Source organism: Leucobacter luti, from assembly GCF_050310065.1.
GTDB classification, from domain to species: domain Bacteria; phylum Actinomycetota; class Actinomycetes; order Actinomycetales; family Microbacteriaceae; genus Leucobacter; species Leucobacter luti_B.
Genome location: NZ_CP190007.1, coordinates 2,296,303 through 2,318,911 on the forward strand (window position 1 = coordinate 2,296,303; position 22,609 = coordinate 2,318,911).

The 22,609-nt window shown below is 66.3% G+C and carries 13 protein-coding genes and 2 rRNA genes; 3 read left to right on the top strand and 12 right to left on the bottom strand.

The window, feature by feature from the left end; genetic code table 11:
• Positions 1 to 61: 61 nt before the first annotated feature.
• Together ACOPJ3_RS10500 and ACOPJ3_RS10505 are read right to left on the bottom strand one after the other, a co-directional pair.
• Positions 62 to 3,163, bottom strand: a 23S ribosomal RNA gene (locus ACOPJ3_RS10500).
• 428 nt (positions 3,164 to 3,591) lie between these two features.
• A 16S ribosomal RNA gene (locus tag ACOPJ3_RS10505) occupies positions 3,592 to 5,118 on the bottom strand.
• Together the 16S and 23S rRNA genes form the textbook arrangement of a ribosomal RNA operon.
• 1,436 nt (positions 5,119 to 6,554) lie before the next feature.
• Here ACOPJ3_RS10505 and tgt point away from each other — a divergent pair.
• Entirely contained in the window at positions 6,555 to 7,895 is a 1,341-nt protein-coding gene (tgt, locus tag ACOPJ3_RS10510; protein WP_427869116.1) for a tRNA guanosine(34) transglycosylase Tgt, read from the top strand.
• On the opposite strand, the gene ACOPJ3_RS10515 is transcribed toward tgt, so the two are convergent.
• Genes ACOPJ3_RS10515 through ACOPJ3_RS10535 form a run of 5 tightly spaced genes read right to left on the bottom strand, consistent with a single transcriptional unit; the run spans position 7,892 to position 13,560 of the window.
• Positions 7,892 to 8,659, bottom strand: a complete 768-nt coding sequence (locus ACOPJ3_RS10515) for a queuosine precursor transporter (protein WP_427869117.1) — start codon at positions 8,657 to 8,659, stop codon at positions 7,892 to 7,894. The genes tgt and ACOPJ3_RS10515 overlap by 4 nt on opposite strands.
• Positions 8,660 to 8,690: 31 nt before the next feature.
• Positions 8,691 to 9,716: an NAD(P)/FAD-dependent oxidoreductase gene (locus ACOPJ3_RS10520; protein WP_427869118.1), complete on the bottom strand. Its 1,026-nt coding sequence runs from the start codon at positions 9,714 to 9,716 to the stop codon at positions 8,691 to 8,693.
• A 12-nt stretch (positions 9,717 to 9,728) separates the two neighbouring features.
• On the bottom strand, positions 9,729 to 11,252 hold the full coding sequence (gene gltX / locus ACOPJ3_RS10525; protein ID WP_427869119.1) for a glutamate--tRNA ligase: 1,524 nt from the start codon (positions 11,250 to 11,252) through the stop codon (positions 9,729 to 9,731).
• Positions 11,253 to 11,263: 11 nt separating this feature from the next.
• Positions 11,264 to 12,613, bottom strand: a complete 1,350-nt coding sequence (locus ACOPJ3_RS10530) for an MFS transporter (RefSeq protein ID WP_427869120.1) — start codon at positions 12,611 to 12,613, stop codon at positions 11,264 to 11,266.
• Entirely contained in the window at positions 12,610 to 13,560 is a 951-nt protein-coding gene (locus ACOPJ3_RS10535; RefSeq protein ID WP_427869121.1) for a LysR family transcriptional regulator, read from the bottom strand. Before ACOPJ3_RS10535 ends, ACOPJ3_RS10530 begins: the two co-directional genes overlap by 4 nt.
• 92 nt (positions 13,561 to 13,652) lie before the next feature.
• On the opposite strand from ACOPJ3_RS10535, the gene ACOPJ3_RS10540 reads away from it, so the two are divergent.
• Both ACOPJ3_RS10540 and ACOPJ3_RS10545 read left to right on the top strand, forming a co-directional pair.
• Entirely contained in the window at positions 13,653 to 14,729 is a 1,077-nt protein-coding gene (locus ACOPJ3_RS10540; protein WP_427869122.1) for an aminotransferase class V-fold PLP-dependent enzyme, read from the top strand.
• Between the two features lie 867 nt (positions 14,730 to 15,596).
• Positions 15,597 to 16,463, top strand: a complete 867-nt coding sequence (locus ACOPJ3_RS10545) for a hypothetical protein (protein ID WP_427869123.1) — start codon at positions 15,597 to 15,599, stop codon at positions 16,461 to 16,463.
• Between the two features lie 52 nt (positions 16,464 to 16,515).
• Here the strand turns inward: ACOPJ3_RS10545 and rlmN are convergent, their stop codons facing one another.
• From rlmN to ACOPJ3_RS10570, 5 genes are all read right to left on the bottom strand, one after another.
• Positions 16,516 to 17,832 carry a 23S rRNA (adenine(2503)-C(2))-methyltransferase RlmN gene (gene rlmN / locus ACOPJ3_RS10550; RefSeq protein WP_427869124.1) on the bottom strand — a complete coding sequence of 439 codons (1,317 nt, stop codon included), beginning with the start codon at positions 17,830 to 17,832 and terminating at the stop codon, positions 16,516 to 16,518.
• Positions 17,833 to 17,904: 72 nt separating this feature from the next.
• Complete coding sequence (locus ACOPJ3_RS10555; protein ID WP_427869125.1) at positions 17,905 to 18,324, bottom strand: DUF779 domain-containing protein; 420 nt, start codon at positions 18,322 to 18,324, stop codon at positions 17,905 to 17,907.
• Positions 18,325 to 18,326: 2 nt separating this feature from the next.
• Positions 18,327 to 19,346 carry an alcohol dehydrogenase AdhP gene (gene adhP, locus ACOPJ3_RS10560; RefSeq protein ID WP_427871218.1) on the bottom strand — a complete coding sequence of 340 codons (1,020 nt, stop codon included), beginning with the start codon at positions 19,344 to 19,346 and terminating at the stop codon, positions 18,327 to 18,329.
• 143 nt (positions 19,347 to 19,489) lie between these two features.
• Entirely contained in the window at positions 19,490 to 21,013 is a 1,524-nt protein-coding gene (exaC, locus tag ACOPJ3_RS10565; protein ID WP_427869126.1) for an acetaldehyde dehydrogenase ExaC, read from the bottom strand.
• A 177-nt stretch (positions 21,014 to 21,190) separates the two neighbouring features.
• Entirely contained in the window at positions 21,191 to 22,540 is a 1,350-nt protein-coding gene (locus ACOPJ3_RS10570) for a hypothetical protein (RefSeq protein ID WP_427869127.1), read from the bottom strand.
• Positions 22,541 to 22,609 lie beyond the last annotated feature (69 nt).

Sequence of the window (22,609 nt, forward strand, 5' to 3'; positions counted from 1 at the left end):
GAACCACAAAGTGGACGCGATCATCGTTACTGATTATGTTATGCCCCCATCAAGTGGGGTAGAAATCAAGTCGTCGGCTTATTAGTACCAGTCAGCTCCACACGTTGCCGTGCTTCCACATCTGGCCTATCAACCCAGTCATCTACTGGGAGCCTCACACACACAAGGTGTAGGGAGATCTCATCTCGAGGCCGGCTTCCCGCTTAGATGCTTTCAGCGGTTATCCATCCCGAACGTAGCCAACCAGCCATGCCCTTGGCAGAACAACTGGCACACCAGAGGTCCGTCCAACCCGGTCCTCTCGTACTAGGGTCAGATCCTCTCAAATCTCCAACGCGCGCAGAGGATAGGGACCGAACTGTCTCACGACGTTCTAAACCCAGCTCGCGTACCGCTTTAATGGGCGAACAGCCCAACCCTTGGGACCAACTCCAGCCCCAGGATGCGACGAGCCGACATCGAGGTGCCAAACCATGCCGTCGATATGGACTCTTGGGCAAGATCAGCCTGTTATCCCCGAGGTACCTTTTATCCGTTGAGCGACAGCGCTTCCACAAGCCACTGCCGGATCACTAGTCCCGACTTTCGTCCCTGCTCGACCTGTCAGTCTCACAGTCAAGCTCCCTTGTGCACTTACACTCGCCACCTGATTGCCAACCAGGTTGAGGGAACCTTTGGGCGCCTCCGTTACTTTTTGGGAGGCAACCGCCCCAGTTAAACTACCCACCAGGCACTGTCCCAGAACCCGATCAGGGTCCGTAGTTAGATATCCAATATGACCAGAGTGGTATTTCAACAATGACTCCACAAGAACTAGCGTCCCTGCTTCACAGTCTCCCACCTATCCTACACAAGCCACACCGAACACCAATACCAAGCTGTAGTAAAGGTCACGGGGTCTTTCCGTCCTTCTGCGCGTAACGAGCATCTTTACTCGTACTGCAATTTCGCCGAGTTCACGGTGGAGACAGCTGGGAAGTCGTTACGCCATTCGTGCAGGTCGGAACTTACCCGACAAGGAATTTCGCTACCTTAGGATGGTTATAGTTACCACCGCCGTTTACTGGGGCTTAAATTCAAAGCTTCGACCAAGGTCTAACCTCTCCTCTTAACCTTCCAGCACCGGGCAGGCGTCAGTCCGTATACGTCCACTTGCGTGTTGGCACGGACCTGTGTTTTTAGTAAACAGTCGCTTCCCACTGGTCTCTGCGGCCACCACACCCTTTCGGAGTAAATCCTAATAAGTGGATGGCCCCCCTTCTCCCGAAGTTACGGGGGCATTTTGCCGAGTTCCTTCACCATGATTATCTCGATCTCCTGAGTATTCTCTACCTGACCACCTGAGTCGGTTTGGGGTACGGGCAACAGCAAACCTCACGTCGATGCTTTTCTCGGCAGCATAGGATCAATGACTTCCCCATACGGGTCCCCATCGCATCTCACCCTTCACGCGGGACGGATTTGCCTATCCCGCAGGCTACACGCTTAGCCCGGGACAACCATCGCCCGGGACCATCTACCTTCCTGCGTCACACCTCACGCTCACCACCCCAGTTCGGGTTCGCAGCCGCCACCCCACATCACCCGAAGGATCCGCGGAATATTGGATTGCTTAGCACTACTGGTTAGGTCTTTGACGGTTTACCGCCGGTACGGGAATATCAACCCGTTGTCCATCGACTACGCCTGTCGGCCTCGCCTTAGGTCCCGACTTACCCAGGGCAGATTAGCTTGACCCTGGAACCCTTGGTCTTCCGGAGGACGGGTTTCTCACCCGTCTTTCGCTACTCATGCCTGCATTCTCACTCGTGTGGCATCCACGACTGGATCACTCCGCCGCTTCACTCGCCACACGACGCTCTCCTACCCATCCGCACAACTGAACCACGAAGGCTTGTCTACATGCGAATGCCACAACTTCGGTGGTGTGCTTGAGCCCCGTTACATTGTCGGCGCGGAATCACTTGACCAGTGAGCTATTACGCACTCTTTCAAGGGTGGCTGCTTCTAAGCCAACCTCCTGGTTGTCACAGCAACTCCACATCCTTTTCCACTTAGCACACGCTTGGGGACCTTAGTTGGTGATCTGGGTTGTTTCCCTCTCGACTATGAAGCTTATCCCCCACAGTCTCACTGCTGCGCTCTGACTTACCGGCATTCGGAGTTTAGCTGACGTCAGTAACCTTGTAGGGCCCATCGGCCATCCAGTAGCTCTACCTCCGGCAAGAAACACGCAACGCTGCACCTAAATGCATTTCGGAGAGAACCAGCTATCACGAAGTTTGATTGGCCTTTCACCCCTATCCACAGCTCATCCCCTCAGTTTTCAACCTAAGTGGGTTCGGTCCTCCACGCGCTCTTACACACGCTTCAACCTGGCCATGGATAGATCACTTCGCTTCGGGTCTAGGACATGCGACTGAATCGCCCTATTCAGACTCGCTTTCGCTACGGCTACCCCACACGGGTTAACCTCGCCACATATCGCTAACTCGCAGGCTCATTCTTCAAAAGGCACGCCGTCACCAGAACAAGCTGGCTCCGACGGATTGTAAGCAAACGGTTTCAGGTACTCTTTCACTCCCCTCCCGGGGTACTTTTCACCTTTCCCTCACGGTACTAGTCCGCTATCGGTCATCTGGGAGTATTTAGGCTTATCAGGTGGTCCTGACAGATTCACACGGGATTTCTCGGGCCCCGTGCTACTTGGGATACACACCACGCGGTAAAACCATTTCGGATACGGGACTCTCACCCACTCCGGTCCGCCGTTCCAAGCGGTTCTCCTATAGCTTCACACTCACGCTCGAGAGTCAGCAGCCTCTCACGGCATGTCCCGCAACCCCATACATGCAACCCCTGCCAGGTATCACACATGCACGGTTTAGCCTCATCCGGGTTCGCTCGCCACTACTACCGGAATCACTGTTGTTTTCTCTTCCTGTGGGTACTGAGATGTTTCACTTCCCCACGTTCCCTCAACCCGCCCTATATATTCAGGCGGGAGTCACCAGGTACGCACGCGCCCTGGCGGGGTTTCCCCATTCGGAAATCCTCGGATCACAGCCCGTTTATCGGCTCCCCGAGGCTTATCGCAGATTACGACGTCCTTCTTCGGCTCCAGATGCCAAGGCATCCACCGTTTGCTCTTAGAAACTTGAAATCACATAAGTAATCAGAAACACACACCCACACAAATGCGGGCATGTGACCAATGAAATTTAGTATCTGCAACACCCCACCACCCCAAAAAGGCAATGCGATGTTGCGAAGATGCTCGCGTCCACTGTGTAGTTCTCAACGTACGGTCGATCCCGAACCCACGAACAACACGTTCCGTGACCCCGGGCCAGAAGTCTCAGTCCACACCCCACACAGGGATGCCGGCTGGTCCTCCAGGACCCAATAGTATGCACCCACGGCCACACCCCACACCATCCCAAACTTTCCCACCACTTACGCGGCGTACTCATCCAGAACCATGCAGAATCCAGCACTCATCAAATGTTCCACCCATGAGCGGCCAGCACCACACATTCGGTGATGATCTGACCATCCCTACAACCCCCAAAGGGGTTGAGTGCTCCTTAGAAAGGAGGTGATCCAGCCGCACCTTCCGGTACGGCTACCTTGTTACGACTTAGTCCTAATCACCAGTCCCACCTTCGACGGCTCCCCCCACAAGGGTTAGGCCACCGGCTTCGGGTGTTACCGACTTTCATGACTTGACGGGCGGTGTGTACAAGGCCCGGGAACGTATTCACCGCAGCGTTGCTGATCTGCGATTACTAGCGACTCCGACTTCATGGGGTCGAGTTGCAGACCCCAATCCGAACTGAGACCGGCTTTTTGGGATTCGCTCCACCTTACGGTATCGCAGCCCTTTGTACCGGCCATTGTAGCATGCGTGAAGCCCAAGACATAAGGGGCATGATGATTTGACGTCATCCCCACCTTCCTCCGTGTTGACCACGGCAGTATCCCATGAGTTCCCACCATAACGTGCTGGCAACATAGGACGAGGGTTGCGCTCGTTGCCGGACTTAACCGAACATCTCACGACACGAGCTGACGACAACCATGCACCACCTGTATAAGAGTGTCCAAAGAGTTCACCATTTCTGGCGCGTTCTCCTATATGTCAAGCCTTGGTAAGGTTCTTCGCGTTGCATCGAATTAATCCGCATGCTCCGCCGCTTGTGCGGGCCCCCGTCAATTCCTTTGAGTTTTAGCCTTGCGGCCGTACTCCCCAGGCGGGGAACTTAATGCGTTAGCTACGACACAGAACCCGTGGAACAGGCCCTACATCTAGTTCCCAACGTTTACGGCATGGACTACCAGGGTATCTAATCCTGTTCGCTCCCCATGCTTTCGCTCCTCAGCGTCAGTTACGGCCCAGAGATCTGCCTTCGCCATCGGTGTTCCTCCTGATATCTGCGCATTCCACCGCTACACCAGGAATTCCAATCTCCCCTACCGCACTCTAGCTTGCCCGTACCCACTGCAGGCCCGAGGTTGAGCCTCGGGTTTTCACAGCAGACGCGACAAGCCGCCTACGAGCTCTTTACGCCCAATAATTCCGGACAACGCTTGCACCCTACGTATTACCGCGGCTGCTGGCACGTAGTTAGCCGGTGCTTTTTCTGCAGGTACCGTCACTTTCGCTTCTTCCCTACTAAAAGAGGTTTACAACCCGAAGGCCGTCATCCCTCACGCGGCGTTGCTGCATCAGGCTTGCGCCCATTGTGCAATATTCCCCACTGCTGCCTCCCGTAGGAGTCTGGGCCGTGTCTCAGTCCCAGTGTGGCCGGTCACCCTCTCAGGCCGGCTACCCGTCGTCGCCTTGGTGAGCCATTACCTCACCAACAAGCTGATAGGCCGCGAGCCCATCCTCCACCGATAAATCTTTCCACCCACACACCATGCGGTGATGGGACATATCCAGTATTAGACACCGTTTCCAGCGCTTATCCCAGAGTGAAGGGCAGGTTGCTCACGTGTTACTCACCCGTTCGCCACTCATCCACCCGCAGCAAGCTGCAGGCTTCAGCGTTCGACTTGCATGTGTTAAGCACGCCGCCAGCGTTCGTCCTGAGCCAGGATCAAACTCTCCGTAAAAAACAAATGCAACCATCCAGCGGAATAAGCCAGACAACTGCGAGTTTGACCTGACAAACAAAACAAAACCATCAACCAACCCCCAAAAGGAGCCAGTACTGACGATCCGAATTATTCATCCAAAAAGGAATCTCCAACACCCGAAGGTGCCGGGGATAAAAAATTTGGCATTTGACAATCAAGTGCACACTATTGAGTTCTCAAAGACCAGACACCACCCGTCAACCCCTAACCAGGGCCTCCGAGAAGCAACCGTTCAATCGCATCGCAAACACTTTGGTTTGCTTCCGCAATGAGTGTCACGCCGACATGTTCGTTGACCCGGCATTTCAGCCGCTCACCGAACCGGTGTGACGAGAATCTAACTTTACACACATCCAGAGCTACTTGCAAACCGCAGTCTGTGTGATCTCCGTAGATCCGATGTCTGTTCCGGGCCGGCCGCTCTCGCGCCCCGCTCCGTCTCGCTGACAAGGGAATACATTACGCGGATCGCCACCCCCCAGCAATTCGCGCCCGCATTCCGGGCGTGTCTCCGCATGATTCCGCGGAAGTTGGGTTTTGCACCCCCACCGTCCACCCGCGCCTCACGGTCCCCGAATCGGCCAAAACTGCCCGTTTCGCGCGACTGCACCCCGTTTCCCGGGCGCGTCGGCTCCGGATCCGGCACTCTCGGCCCCGGATCCGGGCCCGGCGCCGGCGCTCGCTCCGCAAACTGCACTCGTTCGCAAGATCCGGACGCATTCTTTAGGAACGAGCGCAGAACACAGAGCGAGCGCCGGCGCAGTTGCAGGGGCGGGGCGGGCAGGGGCCGCAGTGCGCTCCGGATCCCGAGCCGGCCCCGGATCCCGGCGCTGCTCCGGATCCCGGGGCTGCTCCGGATCCAGGCGCTGCTCCGGAGCCCGGAGCTGCTCTGGATCAGGGCCCGGCGCCGGCGCTCGCTCCGCAAACTGCACTCGTTCGCAAGATCCGGACGCATTCCGTAGGAACGAGCGCAGAACACAGATTGAGCGCAGGGGCAGTAGTAGGGGCGGGGCAGGCAGGGGCCGCAGTGCGCTCCGGATCCCGAGGCGGCCCCGGATCCAGGCGCTGCTCCGGAGCCCGGAGCTGCTCTGGATCAGGGCCCGGCGCCGGCGCTCGCTCCGCAAACTGCACTCGTTCGCACAATCCGGACGCATTCTTTAGGAACGAGCGCAGAACACGGAACGAGCGCAGGCGCAGAGGCGGGGCAGTACCAAGGACCGCGGCGCGCTCCGGATCCCGAGGCGGCCCCGGGCCCGGGACCGGCGCCGGCGCTCGCTCCGCAATCTGCGCTCGTTCGCACGATCCGGACGCATCCTTTAGGAGCGAGCGCAGAACACAGAGCGAGCGCCGCCCGCGCGCCGGCCCACGACTCCACCACCACGCTCCCACCCTGCCGATGCTTAGATGGACGGGTGAACGAGCGCACCCCTCTCTCCCCCGCCCCCTCCCCCGCAGACTTCGGCTTCGAGGTCGAGCAGCGGCAGGAAGCGGGCGCAGCCCGCGGCAGCGACGGCCGCCCCCTCGGCAGGGCCGGCACGATCCGCACCCCGCACGGCGAGATCCAGACTCCCGCGTTCATCCCGGTGGGCACGAAGGCGACGGTGAAGGCGCTGCTTCCCGAGACGGTGACCGAGCTCGGCGGGCAGGCGGTGCTCGCGAACGCCTACCACCTGTTCCTGCAGCCGGGTTCCGACATCGTGGACGAGGCCGGCGGGCTCGGCAAGTTCATGAACTGGCAGGGCCCCACCTTCACCGACTCCGGCGGGTTCCAGGTGATGTCGCTCGGCGTCGGCTTCAAGAAGGTCATCTCCATGAGCGAGAAGGCGCACACCGACGCCGAGGTCATCGCGCGCACCAAGGAGCGCCTCGCGCACGTCGACGAGGACGGCGTCACCTTCAAGTCGTTCATCAATGGCGATAAGCACCGCTTCACGCCCGAGGTGTCGATGCAGATTCAGCACCAGCTGGGCGCGGACATCATGTTCGCCTTCGACGAGCTCACCACGCTCTTCAACTCCCGCGCCTATCAGGAGGACTCCGTCGACCGCACCGCGCGCTGGGCCGTGCGCTGCCTCGACGAGCATGCCCGCCAGACGCGGGATCGGGATCACCGCCCGTATCAGGCACTGTTCGGCGTGGTGCAGGGTGCCCAGTACGAGGACCTCCGCCGCAAGGCGGCGCGCGGCCTCGCCGAGATGACCGGCGCCGAGGCGAGCGAGCAGCGCTTCGACGGCTTCGGCATCGGCGGCGCCATCGAGAAGACCGAGCTCGCCGAGATCGTCGGCTGGGTGAGCGACGAGCTCCCCGAGGACAAGCCGCGGCACCTGCTCGGGATCTCCGAACCCGACGACCTCTTCGCCGGGGTGGCCGCCGGCTGCGACACCTTCGACTGCGTCGCGCCCTCGCGCCAGGCCCGCGGCGGCACGCTCTACTCCTCGACCGGCCGCATCAACGCGAAGGCCGCGACGCAGCGCCGCCGCTTCGAGCCGATCGACGCCGAGTGCGATTGCTACACCTGCACGAACACGACCGCCGCCTACCTGCACCACCTGTTCAAGGCGAAGGAAATGCTCGCATCCACCCTCGCGACGATCCACAATGAGCGCTACATCGTGCGGCTCGTCGAGCGGATCCGCCAGTCGATCCTGGACGACACTTTCCTCGAACTGCGCGACGAAGTGCTCGGCCGTGTGTACGGCACCGAGTTCGCGCGGGCCGCGGCGGAGCGCGACACCGCGCGGGTCGCCGGCTAGGCCGAGGGCCCCGCGGCCAAGCCCGCCGAGTGCATCTCGGCGGCGCGCACCCGCGCGATCACGCGGGTCGTCACGGGGAGCAGCACGACCTCGGCGAGCACCTTGATCGCGTAGCCGAGCGCCGTGTAGCCGAGGAAGTCCCAGCCCTCGAGCACCCCGAGGAACGCGATCGTGCAGAACACGATCGTGTCGATGAGCTGGCCCGCGATCGTCGAGCCGATCAGCCGGGTGCGCAGGAAGCGGCCCGAGGTGCGGCGCCGCATCCGATCGAGCACCCACGCGTTCACGAGCTGCCCGGCGAGGAACGCGCCGAGGCTCGCGGCCACGATCCGGGGCACGAAGCCGAGCACCGATTCGAAGGCCTCCTGCTGCTCCCAACCGGGGGCGACGGGCGAGACCTGCACGACGAAGATCGTGAGCGACATCAGGAGCGACAGCGCGAACGCGGTGAGGATCGCGCGGCGCGCGGCCTTCAGCCCGTAGACCTCGGTCAGCACGTCGCCCACGATGTAGACGAGCGGGAAGAGGAACACCCCGCCGTCGACGATGAACGGCCCGAACGAGATGAGCTTCACCGCGACGACGTTCGAGATGAGCAGCAGGCCGACGAACGCCGCGAGCACGATCGCGTAGCGGGATCCCGCGGCCGCAGCGACCCCGCCGATCGCGGGCGACACCTGGGACTGCGCGCCCGATCCAGCGCCGGATCCTGATCCGGACCCGGAGTCCGCTCCCGCAGCGCCGTCGCGCCTCGACCGGTTCATGACCGGGCCGTCCTCACCCGCACGCCCGCGCTCACTCATCGACCAGCCCGACGCCAAGCGCACCGCGGATCATGTCCATGTTGAGCTTCGCGGCGACGCGCGCCCCGTTGCCCGCGGCGATGATGAGCTGCTGCGGCCCGGGAGGCACGATGTCGCCGACGGCGTAGACGCCGCGGATCGAGGTCTCCCCCTTGTCGCTCACGACGACGAGGCCCCAGTCGTCGCGCTCGAGCTCGAGCTCGCCGAGGAACTCGACCGGCGCGTGCCAGCGCGGGCGCACGAAGCCGCCGACGCGCGGGATAATCTCGCCGTCGGCGAGCCGCACCCCGGTCATGTCGGCCTTCTCGCCGACGATGTCGTCGATCGGGCGGCGCTCCACGCGGATCCCGATGCTCGCGAGCTGCTGCTCTTGCTCGGCGCGGATCGTCTCGGCGCCGTTCGTGAAGACCACGAGATCCGAGCTGAAGCGGCTGATGAGGAGCGCGCGTGCGAAGAGGTCCGACGTCTCGCCGATGAGGGCGAGCGGCTTGTCCGTCTTCTCGAAGCCGTCGCACTCGACGCAGCTGTGCAGCGCGGTGCCGTAGTAGGCCCTGATCATCGGCAGATCCGGGAGCTCCTCCGTGAGACCTGCTGCGAGCAGCACACGCCGCGCGACGAACTCGACGTCCGCTGAGCCCCGGATCCCGGAGCCGCGCACGCGGAAGCCGATGCCGTCGGGGAACCCAACCGCGAGCGCGTCCTCCCGGCTGAGCGGGGTGACCTCGCGGGCGAGCGCCTGCGCGAAGATCGCCGTCGGGTACGCCTGGAACTCCTCGCGGCCGAGCCTGCGCAGCTCGAGCGGGGGCGCGCCGTCGCGCGTCAGGAAGCCGTGCGACTGGAGCGTTGCGGAGTGCCGGGGCCGGTTGCTGTCGAGGATCGCGATTCGGCGATTCGCCCGCACGAGCTGCAGCCCAGCGGAGAGCCCGGCGGGCCCGCCGCCGATGATCGCGACACCGATCGGCGCGACGCCGCCGGTGTCGACGACGCCGGCACCTCCGGATCCCACGCTCTCCGACATTCCTACTCCTCGCTAGCGGGTTGCAAGCCGATCGGAGAGCTTGCGCAGGCGCGCAATGCTCTCGTCCTTGCCGAGCAGCTCGAACGACTCGAACAGCGGCGGCGACACCCTGCGGCCGGACGCCGCGACGCGGAGCGCCCCGAACGCGACGCGCGGCTTCAGGCCGAGCCCGTCGATGAGCGCGGTCTGCAGCGCGTGCTGGATCTGCTCGGTCGTCCACTCCCCCTCGGGAACGGCGTCGAGCGCGGTGATCCCGGCCTCGAGCACCTGCGGCGCATCGTCCTTCAGCGACTTCAGCGCGTCGTCTTCGTATTCGAGCTGGTCGACGCTCGTGAAGAGGAAGCCCATGAGGCCCACCACGTCAGAGAGCACCGTGACGCGGCTCTGCACGAGCGGGACCGCGCGGCGCACGATGTCGAGCTGCTCCTCGGTCGGCTCGATCTGCAGGGCCCCGCCCGCGATCAGGTACGGCAGGATCCGCTTCCCGAAGTCCTCCTCCGAGAGCAGCCGGATGTGGTCGGCGTTGATCGCGTCGGCCTTCTTCTGGTCGAAGCGCGCCGGGTTCGGGTTTACGTCTGCGATGTCGAAGGCCGCGACCATCTCCTCGCTCGAGAACACGTCGCGATCCGGCGCCAGCGACCAGCCGAGCAGCGACAGATAGTTCAGGAGCCCCTCGGGGATGAAGCCGCGCGAGCGGTGATGCAGCAGGTTCGACTCCGGATCCCGCTTCGACAGCTTCTTGTTGCCCTCACCCATGACGTACGGCAGGTGACCGAAGTGCGGGATCGCCTCGGCGATGCCGAGCTCGACGAGCGCGTGATAGAGCGCGATCTGGCGCGGGGTCGAGGAGAGCAGGTCCTCGCCGCGGAGCACGTGAGTGATGCCCATCAGCGCGTCGTCCACGGGGTTCACGAGCGTGTAGAGCGGGGCGCCGTTCGGGCGCACCACCACGAAGTCGATCGTCGAACCGGCGGGGAACGTGATGTCGCCGCGCACGAGGTCCGTGAAGGAGAGGTCCGTGTCGGGCACTCGGAAGCGGAGCGCGGGCTCGCGGCCCTCGGCGCGGAAGGCCGCGCGCTGCTCGTCCGTGAGCTCACGGTCGAAGTTGTCGTAGCCGAGCTGCTTCGGGCGGCCGTTGGCCTCGTTGCGGGCGTCGATCTCCTCGGCCGTGGAGAAGCTCTCGTAGAGGTAGCCGCCCGCCTTCAGCTGCTCGATGACGCCCTGATAGATCTCGCCGCGCTCCGACTGGCGGTACGGGCCGTGCGGGCCGCCCGCATCGATCCCCTCGTCCCAGTCGAGCCCGAGCCAGCGGAGCGAGTCGAGGATCTGGCCGTAGCTCTCCTCGCTGTCACGCGCCGCATCCGTGTCCTCGATCCGGAACACGAAGGTGCCGCCCGTGTGCCGCGCATAGGCCCAGTTGAACAGGGCCGTGCGCACCATCCCGACGTGGGGCGTGCCCGTCGGCGAGGGGCAGAAACGGACGCGCACGTCGGCGCCGGTGGCGGTGGAAAACTGGGGTTCCGTAGTCTCAGACATCGCGGCCCAGTCTATCGCGACCCACCGACATTCGGCGCAGCCGCGGCCACCGCGCGCTTCGTGTGCACGCCGAGCTGGATCGATGCCACGGCGCCGAGCGCGAGCAGCGCGCCGCACGCGAGCGCGAGGAAGGAAAAGTCCCCGATCGCGAAGATCACACCGGAGAGCGCGCCCGCGATCGCGCCCGCCGCGCTCATCGTCGCGTCGGATCGGCCCTGCCACCTGGGCCGCTCCGCCTCGGGCGTGAGCTCGGTGAGGAGCGCCGCCCCCGCGACCGTCACCGCGCTCCAGCCGAGGCCGAGCAGCGTGAGCGCCACCTGGATCAACAGGTGCGAGGGGCCGGCCACGAACGCTAGCACGATCGAGGCGAGCAGCACGAGGAGGCCGACGACCACGATGGGGATCCGGCCGAAGCGGCTCGCGAGCGAGCCAAACACGGGCGACAGCGCGTACATGCCCGCGATGTGCAGGCTGAGCGTGACGCCGACGATCTCGGGCGTGCCCTCGTGGTGCATGAGGTGCAGCGGGGTCATTGCCATGAGCCCGACCATGATCGCCTGCGCGATCGCGATGACGACGATCGTCAGGATCCGGGCCCTGCGGTCTCCCGTGAGCTGGCGCGCGCCGACCGCGGCGAGCTCGCCTGTGGTCGGAGCCTCGGCGCGATCCCGCGCCGCCGCCGCGATCTTTCGCGCCGTGAGCAGCGGATCCGGACGCAGACCGAAGAGGTTCACCGCGGCCGCGAGCACCTGCGCGAACAGCGCGAACACGAAGACGCCCGCGAGCGGGGTCACGCCGATCGCATTGCCGACGACGGCGCCAGGGCCCACGAGGTTCGGGCCGACGACCGCGCCGACCGTGATCGCCCACACCACGAGCGAGAGATCCCGCGCCCGCTTCTCGGGCACCGCAAGGTCGGTCGCCGTGAAGCGCGAGAGCAGCTGCACAGCGCTCGCGACGCCGAGCATGCCGAGGCCGATCGCGAGCAGCCACCACCAGCCGAGCACGGTCGAGTAGATCGCGATGAGCGCGCCGAGCATCGCCACGACGCTGCCCGTGACGAGTGCCGAGCGCCTGCCGCGCTTCGCCGCGAGGCGCGCCAGCGGGATGCCGGCCACAGCCGCACCCGCGTTGAACACCGCCGAGGCGAGGCCCGAGATCGCATCGTTGCCGCTCACCTCGGCGAGCAGCAGCGCACCCACCGACAGCGAGGCGCCGACGCCCAGGCCGCCCAGCACGGTCGCGGTCGCGAGCACCCACAGCGTCTTCCGCTGCAAGGCGCCTCCCGGCGCGTAGTCCATCGTGATTCCCTCCCCCGTGAACTTGGCATTCTGCTTTCGCTCCTGCGTGGTTTTCGTCACGCCACCGACTCCAGCCCCCAGCGGCTGCCGTCGACGTGGGCGAGCATCCGCTTCGCGAGGCGCACCTGCGGGCTCTCGTTCGCGGTCGACATCGAGACGAGGCCGATCGTGCGGTACCTTGGCGGCTCGAGAGCGACGGCCCGCGCGTCGTCGGGAAGCGTGCGCGCCGCCGCGAGCGCGAGGCCGGGCACGAGGGCGACGGCGCCGCCGGCCGCGGCCATGGCGAGCATCGCCGGCACGTTGTCGGTCTCCTGGATGATGTCCGGCTCGAAGCCCGCCTCGCCCGCCGCCGCGAGGAGGTGGCCGCGGCACTTCTCGCAGCCCGCGATCCAGTGCTCGTGAGCGAAGTCGCCGAGGTGTGCTGGGCGGCCGTCCGCCGCCCGGTCGTCGGAGAGAACGAGGTGCACCTCCTCGCGCCAGAGCGGGAGAAATGCGCTGCCAGCCGGAAGTTCCGCCGCGCCCTCGTAGTCGAAGATGAGCGCGCAGTCGACCTCGCCGTCGCGGAGCATCGCGGTAGCGGCGGGCGGCTCGGCCTCGCGGTACTGCAGCGCGACGTCGGGCGCCTCCTCCGCGAGCTGACGCATGAGCGCGGGCACGAGAGTCGCGGAGGCCGACGGGAAGCCGACCATCCGGAGCGTGCCGGCGCGCTCCCCGCGCAGGTCGTCGATCGCGGCCAGCGCGGCGTCGATCTCAGCCACGACGGTGCGGCCGTGATCCGCGAGGATCTGGCCCGCCGTGGTGAGGCGGATCCCGCGCCCGGAACGCTCGATCAGCGGCACGGCCAGGCGATTCTCGACGCGCTTAATGCGCTGGCTGACCGCTGGCTGGCTGAGGCCGAGGCTCGCGGCCGCGGCCGTGAGCGATCCCGTGGTCGCGAGGGCGTGGAGGATCCTGAGCTCGGTCGAGTCGATCGAGCCGAGCGGATCAGCGCTGCGAAGTGTGCTCATGCGGAGATCCTACCCGAAACATAATGAAGCGTGAAGCAAAAGATAAGAATGATTCTGTTTCATTATGCGATCGCGGACCATAGCCTGAGGTCATGAGCGTCACACTTCAGCAGGCAACGCCGCTGGCCGAAGCCCGAGCCGCGTATACCGCAGGTCGCAACTACCTTTCCGCGTGCACGGGCGGGCTTCCGACCCGCGAGACGGCCGAGGCGATGCATCGCTTCGTCGACGACTGGGCCGCGGGCCGGATCGACGCGGCGGCGCTCGGCGAACTCGTCGAGAGCTGCCGGGCCCTGTTCGGCGAGCTCGCGGGAGTGCCGGCCGAGCGCGTGGCCGTGGGATCCCAGGTCTCGCAGCTCGCCTCGATCGTCGCGACCGGAGTGCCTGATGGCGGCGAGGTACTCTGCGCCGAGGGCGACTTCTCTTCACTGACCCACCCGTTCGAGCAGCTCGCCGCCCGGGGCGTGCGCGTGCGCTACGCGCCCGTTTCGGAGCTCGCCTCAGCGATCCGGCCGACGACCTCGCTCGTTGCGTTCTCGCTCGTGCAGTCCGCGACGGGCGAAGTGGCCGATCACGCTGCGATTGCCGATGCCGCGCGCGCCGCGGGGGCGCGCACGCTCGTCGACCTCACGCAGTCGCTCGGCTGGCTGCCCGTCGGCGCGGCTGGTTTTGACTACACGGTCTGCCACGCCTACAAGTGGCTGTGCGCGCCGCGCGGCACGGCGTTCCTCACGGTGCGCGCGGGGCTCGACGACACCCTCACGCCGCTCGCCGCCGGCTGGTACTCAGCCGACGACGTGTGGAGCTCGTGCTACGCGGGCCACACGCCGCTCGCTGCGGGCGCCGGGCGCTTCGACCTCTCCCCCGCGTGGCCGCTGCTCGCGGGCACCGAGGCCGCGCTGCGCGGCTTCGCCTCGCTCGACCCCGCAGAGGTGCACGCCTACGACCTCTCGCTCGCGGACGCCGCGCGCTCGGTGCTCGGGCTGCCCGCCGGCGATTCCGCCATCGTGACCTGGGCAGATCCCACGGGGAGCGACCTCGCGCGGCTGACCGCTGCCGGGATCTCCGCCTCTGGGCGGGCCGGGAACGCGCGGGTGTCGTTCCACCTGTGGAACGATCTGTCGGATGTGGCGGCGCTCGGTGCCGCGCTCGGGCGTGGTGCTGCTTGAGTTTCGGCCCGTCAGCCGCGCTTCGCGCCTGTTTGCCGCGGGGAACTGACCACTTCTCCCGGGTTCCGGGTCTGGATCCGGATCCGGCCCCTTTGCGCGCGCTCAGCGAGATTCGGCCCAAAACCCGCGCACAGCGACCCGTTACCGCGGTGAACTGACCACTTATTCCGGGTTCCGGATCCAGCTCCCTTTGCGCGCGCAGCGAGATTCGGCCCAAAAACCGCGCTTAGCGCCCCGTTACCGCGGTGAACTGACCACTTCTCCCGGGCGCCGGGTCTGGATCCGGATCCAGCCCCCTTTGCGCGTGCGCAGCGAGATTCGGCCCAAAAACCGCGCTTAGCGCCTCGTAACCGCGGCGAACTGACCACTTCTCCCGGGCGCCGGATCCGGGCCTACTGCGCGCGCAGCGAGATTCGGCCCAAAACCCGCGTTTAGCGCCTCGTTACCGCAGGGAACTGACCACTTCTCCCGGGTTTCGGGCCCAGATCCGGATCCGACCGCGCACGCTCAGCGAGAGCCGGCCCGTGCCCCGCGCGATTCGTCCCGAAATCGAGGGGGGACTCACCACAACTCGGCGCCGCACTCAGGCAGGATCCTCGTCCACAACGATCAAGTTGGGCGGGTTCTCCACCGATTCGCACTGGCGGGGCGTCACCCTAATCGTTCCCAGGTGAAATCCGGAAGAGTGGAGGCATGTCCCGTCCTCCGAATCCGCTGCCGTCACGGCTCGGCCGAGTCTTCTCGGCAGCCGAGGCTCGCGCCGCCGGCGTGCCCTGGCGGCGTTTGCGTCAGCCCGATGTCGAGCGAGTATCGCGCGGTGCCTACCTGCGCCAAAGCGATGACGAGGTGGGGCGAAGAGGGCCGAAGGTGCAGAGTCGCCAGGCCCTGCGAATCGTGGAGCGCGCGCGGGCGCTCGCCCGCGTACTGCCTCTGGGATACGCTTTCTCTGGCCTCACTGCCGCGGCGATCTGGGGGCTTCCGCTCCCGCGCGATGCGGGGCGCGGATCCGGATCCGGCCCTGGTCTTGTGGCGCTTGACCCCGAGCTCGAGGTGGCGTGCCACCACCCGCTGCGCGGGCTCAGACGGCAGGGGGTGTCGTGCGTGCGCGTTTCGAGCCACCTCGCCAGCTTCGTCGTGCACCGCGGGCTTCCGGTCACGAATCCGGCTTCCACCTGGGCAATGCTCGCGCCGCGGCTCGACCGCGGCAGCGCGATCGCGCTCGGGGACGCGGTACTGCACATCGACCGGATACCCGGCACGAACCGTGTGGCGCGGCCGCCGCTCGCGACCCTCCCCGAGTTGCAGTGGGCGATCGACGCAGGTAGACGTCGGGGCGCGGCTGCCCTCAGGTCGCAGTTGTCGCTCCTCTCGACACGCAGCGCCTCGGCGCCGGAGTCGCACCTGCGCGTGCTGCTCATGGACTGGGACGCGCCGGAGCCAACGCTCGACTACGACGTCCGGGCGCACAATGGGATGCTGCTCGGTTGCAGCGAGATCGCGTATCCCGAGCTGCGACTTGCGTTCGAGTACGAGGGCGATCACCACCGCACTGACCGGTTCCAGTGGAACCGCGACATCGCCAAGTACCAGGCATACACCCGCTCAGGATGGGAGGTGATGCGGATCACAGCGTCTGCAATGTATGGCAACCCCGACCGGCTGCGTGACCAGGTATTCGAGGCCCTGGACCGACGCGGCTGGCGCGGCACCGCGCCGCTGCGCGACACGGGCTAACGGCAAGCCCCCGGATCCGGGCGGCAACAAACCGGGAAGTGCGCAGCGAAACCTAGGCAGTCGCTGCGGCGATCGCCTCCGCGTCGCGGCGGTCCTGTTCGGTCGCGACGAGCTGGCCGCACGCGCCGTCGATCTCCTTGCCGCGGGTGTCGCGCAGCGTGGTCGGGATCCCGGCGGAGTTGAGCCGGTCGACGAACTCGCGGGTGACCTCGCGGGTCGAGGAGGTCCAGATCGAGCCGGGCGTCGGGTTCAGCGGGATCGGGTTGACGTGGACCCAGCCACGGCCGCGCTCGTTCAGCTTGTCTGCCAGGAGGTCGGCTCGCCAGCCGTGGTCGTTCATGTCCTTGATCAGCGCGTACTCGATCGAGACGCGGCGGCCCGTCTTCTCGTAGTAGCCGTAGGCGGCGTCGAGCACCTCCTCGACCTTCCACCGGCTGTTGACGGGGATGAGCTCGTCGCGCAGCTCGTCGTCGGGAGCATGAAGGGAGAGAGCAAATGTGATCGGAATGTCCTCGTCGGCGAGCTTGCGGATCGCCGGGGCGAGACCGACCGTCGACACAGTGATGCCGCGGGCGGACATGCCGAGTCCCTCGGGCGAGGGGTCGATCATGCGGTGGACGCCGTTCATGACGCGCTTGTAGTTGGCGAGCGGCTCGCCCATGCCCATGAACACGATGTTGTTGACGCGCTCGGGCTCCGCGCCGTTGCCCGCCTCGCGCATGTGGCCGAGGCCGCCCTCGGCGATGACGCGGTTTGCCTGGACGACCTGGTCAAGGATCTCGGCCGTCGACATGTTGCGGGTGAGGCCGGCCTGGCCCGTGGCGCAGAAGGGACAGTTCATGCCGCAGCCGCACTGGCTCGAGACGCAGAGGGTGATGCGCCCCGGGTAGCGCATGAGCACGGACTCGACGAGCGCGCCGTCGAAGAGTCGCCACAGGAACTTGATCGTTGCGCCGTCGTCGGTGACGAGGCGCTTCACCTCGGTGAGGAGAGGAGGGAAGAATTCGGCGACGAGCGCCTCGCGGGCGTCCTTCGGGAGGTCCGTCATCTGCTCGGGGTCGGTGGTGTGGTGCTCGAAGTAGTGCTTCGAGAGCTGCTTCGCACGGAACTTCGGGAAACCCAGCTCGACGACCCTGGCCTCGCGCTCGGCGAGCGTCATGTCGGCGAGGTGCTTCGCGGGCTGCTTGACGCGCGGCGAGGCGAACTGGAGCGTGGGGCGGCCGTCGGGGTTCGTGAGCTGGGTCCAGCCCTCCGCGCGCGGGCGCACCTGCGGGCGCGCAACGTCCCTCGGTGGGCGCGTCTTGATGAGCCTCGGCTTCTCGTCGCTCGGGGAGTCGCCTGGCTCGTGATTCAGCTTGTTCGGATCCATCGCTCACCATTGTCGCATCCCGCAGCTGGACCCGCCCGCACCGACCGGGACTCGCGGAGGATGCGGGCACCGTCAAAGCAGCTTGGACCTGATGAGGAAGCGCTTCCCCTCGGGTGCCTCGAGGGAGAAGCCGCTTCCGCGTCCGGGTACGGCGTCGATCGTCAAGTGGGTGTGCTGCCACACGCCGAACTGCTCGCGGGACATCCAGAAGTCGATTTCCCTGGGTGCCGGATCTCCACCACCCGCGTCACCGAGCGGTGGGAGCTCGAGCACGCCGAGCAGCACGTCCTGTCCGCCGGTCTTGAACTCGCCCGCCTGGTAGCACATGGGCGCGCTGCCGTCGCAGCACCCGCCCGACTGGTGGAACATGAGCGGACCGTGCATCGCCCACAGCTGGTCGATGAGGGCCACGGCCTCGGGGGTGAAGGCGAGACGGCTCGCCTCCTCCCCCTCGACCGTCGGCCGGGCGTCGATGTTCTTCCCACCGGACATGATCAGGCCTCGGCCAGCCTCAGCACGACGCGGCCGTCGATCTTGCCCGCGCGCATCTCGTCGAGCACCGCGTTCACGTCGTCGAGCGGGCGCTCGGCGATGGTCGGGTGGATGAGGCCGCGGGCGTAGAAGTCGAGCGCCTCGATCATGTCCTGGCGCGTGCCCACGATCGAGCCCCGGATCGTGAGGCCTTTCAGCACGATCTCGAAGATCGGCGCAGGGAAGTCACCGGGCGGCAGACCGTTGAACACGATCGTCCCGCCCCGTCGGGTCATGCCGATCGCCTGCCCGAAGGCCGAGGGATGTACGGCCGTGACGAGCACCCCATGGGATCCGCCCGTCTCGCGCTGGATCGCCTCAACGGGGTCCTCGTCGAGCGCGTTGACCGCGACCTCGGCCCCATGGGAACGAGCGAGCTCGAGTTTCTCCGGCGAGATGTCGACGGCGGCGACGCGCATGCCCATCGCGACCGCGTACTGCACGGCGATGTGGCCGAGCCCGCCGATGCCCGAGATCACGACCCACTGGCCGGGGCGCACGCCCGTCATCTTGAGGCCCTTGTACACGGTCACGCCCGCGCACAGCACCGGCGCAACCTCGGCGACATCGGCGCCCTCGGGGATCACGGCCGCGTACTCCGCGTCGACGAGCATGTACTCGCCGAATGAGCCGTCGACCGAGTAACCGCCGTTCTGCTGCTGCTCGCACAGCGTCTCCCAGCCAGTGCGGCAGAACTCGCAGTGCCCGCACGCCGACCACAGCCAGGCATTGCCGACAAGGTCGCCGACGGCGACGTTCGTGACGCCCTCGCCGATCGCCTCGACAACGCCAACGCCCTCGTGGCCCGGGATAAACGGAGGCGACGGCTTCACGGGCCAGTCGCCCTCGACCGCGTGGAGGTCCGTGTGGCAGACGCCCGTCGTGAGCACCCGCACGAGCGCCTGGCCGCGTCCGGGCGTCGGGACGGGCTGCTCACCCACATCGAGCGGCTGCCCGAACGCCGGGACGCTCGCCGCGCGCATCGTGCCTGCTGAAGTATCGGTGGTCATGTTCTGTGTTTCCTTCCCTGTCCTGGTGTTCCGGGTGCGGGGTCCGCATCGATCCCGCACCCGCGGAGCGCAAGCGCCCGGAGGAGCGCAAGCGCCCCGAGAAGCGCGAGCGCCCCTTAGAAGAAGCCGTCGGCCGTCTCCTTGTAGCTGACGAGCAGGTTCTTCGTCTGCTGGTAGTGGTCGAGCATCATGAGGTGGTTCTCGCGCCCGATGCCGCTCGACTTGTAGCCGCCGAAGGCCGCGTGCGCGGGGTACGCGTGGTAGTTGTTCACCCACACGCGGCCGGCCTCGATCGCGCGGCCCGCGCGGTACGCGGTGTTGCCGCTCCGCGACCAGACGCCCGCGCCGAGGCCGTAGAGGGTGTCGTTCGCGATCCGGACCGCGTCATCGAAGTCGGTGAACGTCGTCGCCGACACGACCGGACCGAAGATCTCCTCCTGGAAGATCCGCATGGAGTTGTCGCCGCGGAAGATGGTCGGCTGGATGTAGAAGCCGCCCGAGAGTTCGCCGCCGAGATCCTCGACGCCGCCGCCCGTGAGCACCTTCGCGCCCTCCTGGCGGCCGATGTCGAGGTACGACTTGATCTTCTCGAACTGGTCGTTCGACGCCTGCGCACCCACCATCGTGTCGGTGTCGAGCGGGTGGCCGCGCGTGATGCGCTCCGTGCGCTCGACGACCGCCGCGAGGAAGTCGTCGGCGATGGACTCCTGGATCAGCGCGCGCGACGGGCACGTGCAGACCTCGCCCTGGTTGAGGGCGAACATCGTGAAGCCCTCCTTGGCCTTGTCGAAGTAGTCGTCGTCCTTCGCCATGACGTCCTCGAAGAAGAGGTTCGGGCTCTTGCCGCCGAGCTCGAGCGTCACGGGGATGATGTTCTCCGAGGCGTACTGCATGATGAGGCGCCCCGTCGTCGTCTCACCCGTGAAGGCGACCTTTCGGATCCGCTTGTTCGTCGCGAGCGGCTTGCCCGCCTCGGCGCCGAAGCCGTTGACGACGTTCACGACGCCCGCGGGAATGATGTCGGAGAGCAGCTCCATGAGCACCAGAATCGAGGCCGGGGTTTGCTCGGCCGGCTTGATGACGACGGCGTTGCCTGCGGCGAGCGCGGGCGCAAGCTTCCAGACGGCCATGAGGATCGGGAAGTTCCAGGGGATGATCTGCCCGACGACGCCGAGCGGCTCGTGGAAGTGGTAGGCGACGAGATCCTCGTTGATCTGGGAGATCCCGCCCTCCTGCGCGCGGATCGCGCCGGCGAAGTAGCGGAAGTGGTCGATCGCGAGCGGGATGTCGGCGTTCAGCGTCTCTCGGACGGCCTTGCCGTTGTCCCAGGTCTCCGCGACGGCGAGCAGTTCGAGGTTCTGCTCCATGCGATCCGCGATCTTGTTCAGGATCACGGCCCGCTCGGCGGGGCTCGTCTTGCCCCACGCAGGGGCCGCTGCGTGCGCGGCGTCGAGCGCCGCCTCAATGTCCTCCGCGGTGCCGCGCGCGACCTCGCAGAAGGCCTGTCCCGTGACGGGCGTCACGTTCTCGAAGTACTGCCCCTTCACCGGCGGCACCCACTGGCCCCCGATGAAGTGTTCGTACCTGTTCTTGAAATCGACGAGCGAGCCGTCCTGGCCCGGGGATGCATACACAGTCATGGCAACTCCTTTTGACTACGTTGTCCTGGTGGAGGCCGGTTTCGCCGGGATTGTTGCTGGCGATCCGGTTGCCCAGAGACTACGGAGCCCACCGTTGCATCCACGTTGCAACGGGTTGCGGAGTAACGATGACCCCGCTCGAATACGCCGGATCCCGCGGCGCCGGAACCTGCCCGCTCAGCCCTCGCGCGCGAGCTGCTCGAGCCGCGCGACGGCACGGGATCGCTTCGGGCTAAGCTGCGGGAGCACCTGCAGCAGCGTCTCCCACACCTCGGCGTCCTCGGCCGCCCAGTTCTGTGCGTAATCGAAGAGCGTGTCGGCGGATGCCGACTGCAACATGGCCTCGCGCAGCGTCGCGTCGACCTCGTCCCTGAGGCTCTGCGCCGCGGGCGACTCCGAGCCGGGGAGCGCCGGCCCCTCGTACCCCGCGAGCGCGAGGCGGTGCGCGCCGCGGCTGAGGGCGCCGAGCGTCTCGCGGGCGTCGATCCGGAGCTTGCGATCGAGTCGGTAGGGCCGCGATTCGACGCCGATGCCGGCGCCCTGCGCCGCGAGCCACTTGCGCAGGCGCACGACCTCGGCGCGCAGGGTCTGCTCGGCGCGCGCGTCGCCGTACACCTGCTCGGCGAGCGCGGAGGCCGCGAGCCCCATCGGGGATTCCGCGAGCGCGAGCAGGATCTCCGCGTGGCGCCCCGCGAGCGGGAGCGGGCCGGCCGCGCCCTCGAGGATGGCCGGATCGCGGCCGAGCACGACGAGCCTGGGCGCCGGCGCGGGGGTCGCGGGCTGCGCGGATCCGGATCTGCGTCCACGATCCCGCTCGATCATCGTGCGCAGCGATACGAGCTGCAGCTCCGCCTCCACGGCGGCGAGCGTCGCCTCCATGAGCGGCATGAGATGCGGCGAGGCCGCGAGGTCTCCCCCGGTCACGTCGATGACGCCGACGATGGAGCCCGTCGTCGGGTCGTGCACGGGCGCCGCGGTGCAGCTCCAGGAGTGGACGGCGCGGTTGTAATGCTCCGCGCCGAGCACCTGGATCGCGTGGTCGAGGGCGAGCGCGCTGCCCGGCGCGCTCGTGCCGACGGCCGCCTCGGACCAGTCGACGCCGGCACGGAACCCCATCTCCTCGGCCCCGCCGCGAAGCGTCCGGTCCGCATCGACCCAGAGCAGCCGGCCGGCGGCGTCACCCACGGCGACGAGCAGCCCGGCCTCCTCGGCCTCCTGGAAGAGCAGACGTTGGATCACGGGGAGCACACGCGAGAGCGGGTGGTTGCGGCGCACGTCGAGCAGCTCGTCGGGATCGAAGACCTGCCGATCCGGGGCCCGATCCGGGTCGATCGTTCCTCTCCTGCTGCGCAGCCAGGATTCGAGCACGACGGGCCGGACCCCGCGCAGCCTCGCGATCTCGGAGTGGCTCTCCTCGTCGGGCTGCAGCAGCACGGTGGAGTCGATGAAGTGCTCGTGGGCGAGCTCGAGCTGCCTGCGGCGATCGCTCACGGACTCGCCGTGTCGCAGGGCGCGCCAGTCGTTCACACCGGCCCCCTTCCTCGCGGTCGCCGTCCCCCGTGCCCGGGGTACCGCCGAGGGTACCCGATCTGGCTG

Bases quoted from the DNA above. Each gene is read 5' to 3' on its own strand.
- ACOPJ3_RS10540 (WP_427869122.1), top strand. From the start codon at position 13,653: ATGAGCGTCACACTTCAGCAGGCAACGCCGCTGGCCGAAGCCCGAGCC.
- adhP (WP_427871218.1), bottom strand. From the start codon at position 19,346: ATGCGCGCGGCGAGCGTCCCGGCGTTCGGGCAGCCGCTCGATGTGGGT.
- ACOPJ3_RS10515 (WP_427869117.1), bottom strand. From the start codon at position 8,659: ATGAACCGGTCGAGGCGCGACGGCGCTGCGGGAGCGGACTCCGGGTCC.
- ACOPJ3_RS10535 (WP_427869121.1), bottom strand. From the start codon at position 13,560: ATGAGCACACTTCGCAGCGCTGATCCGCTCGGCTCGATCGACTCGACC.
- ACOPJ3_RS10555 (WP_427869125.1), bottom strand. From the start codon at position 18,324: ATGTCCGGTGGGAAGAACATCGACGCCCGGCCGACGGTCGAGGGGGAG.
- rlmN (WP_427869124.1), bottom strand. From the start codon at position 17,832: ATGGATCCGAACAAGCTGAATCACGAGCCAGGCGACTCCCCGAGCGAC.
- exaC (WP_427869126.1), bottom strand. From the start codon at position 21,013: ATGACTGTGTATGCATCCCCGGGCCAGGACGGCTCGCTCGTCGATTTC.
- gltX (WP_427869119.1), bottom strand. From the start codon at position 11,252: ATGTCTGAGACTACGGAACCCCAGTTTTCCACCGCCACCGGCGCCGAC.
- ACOPJ3_RS10520 (WP_427869118.1), bottom strand. From the start codon at position 9,716: ATGTCGGAGAGCGTGGGATCCGGAGGTGCCGGCGTCGTCGACACCGGC.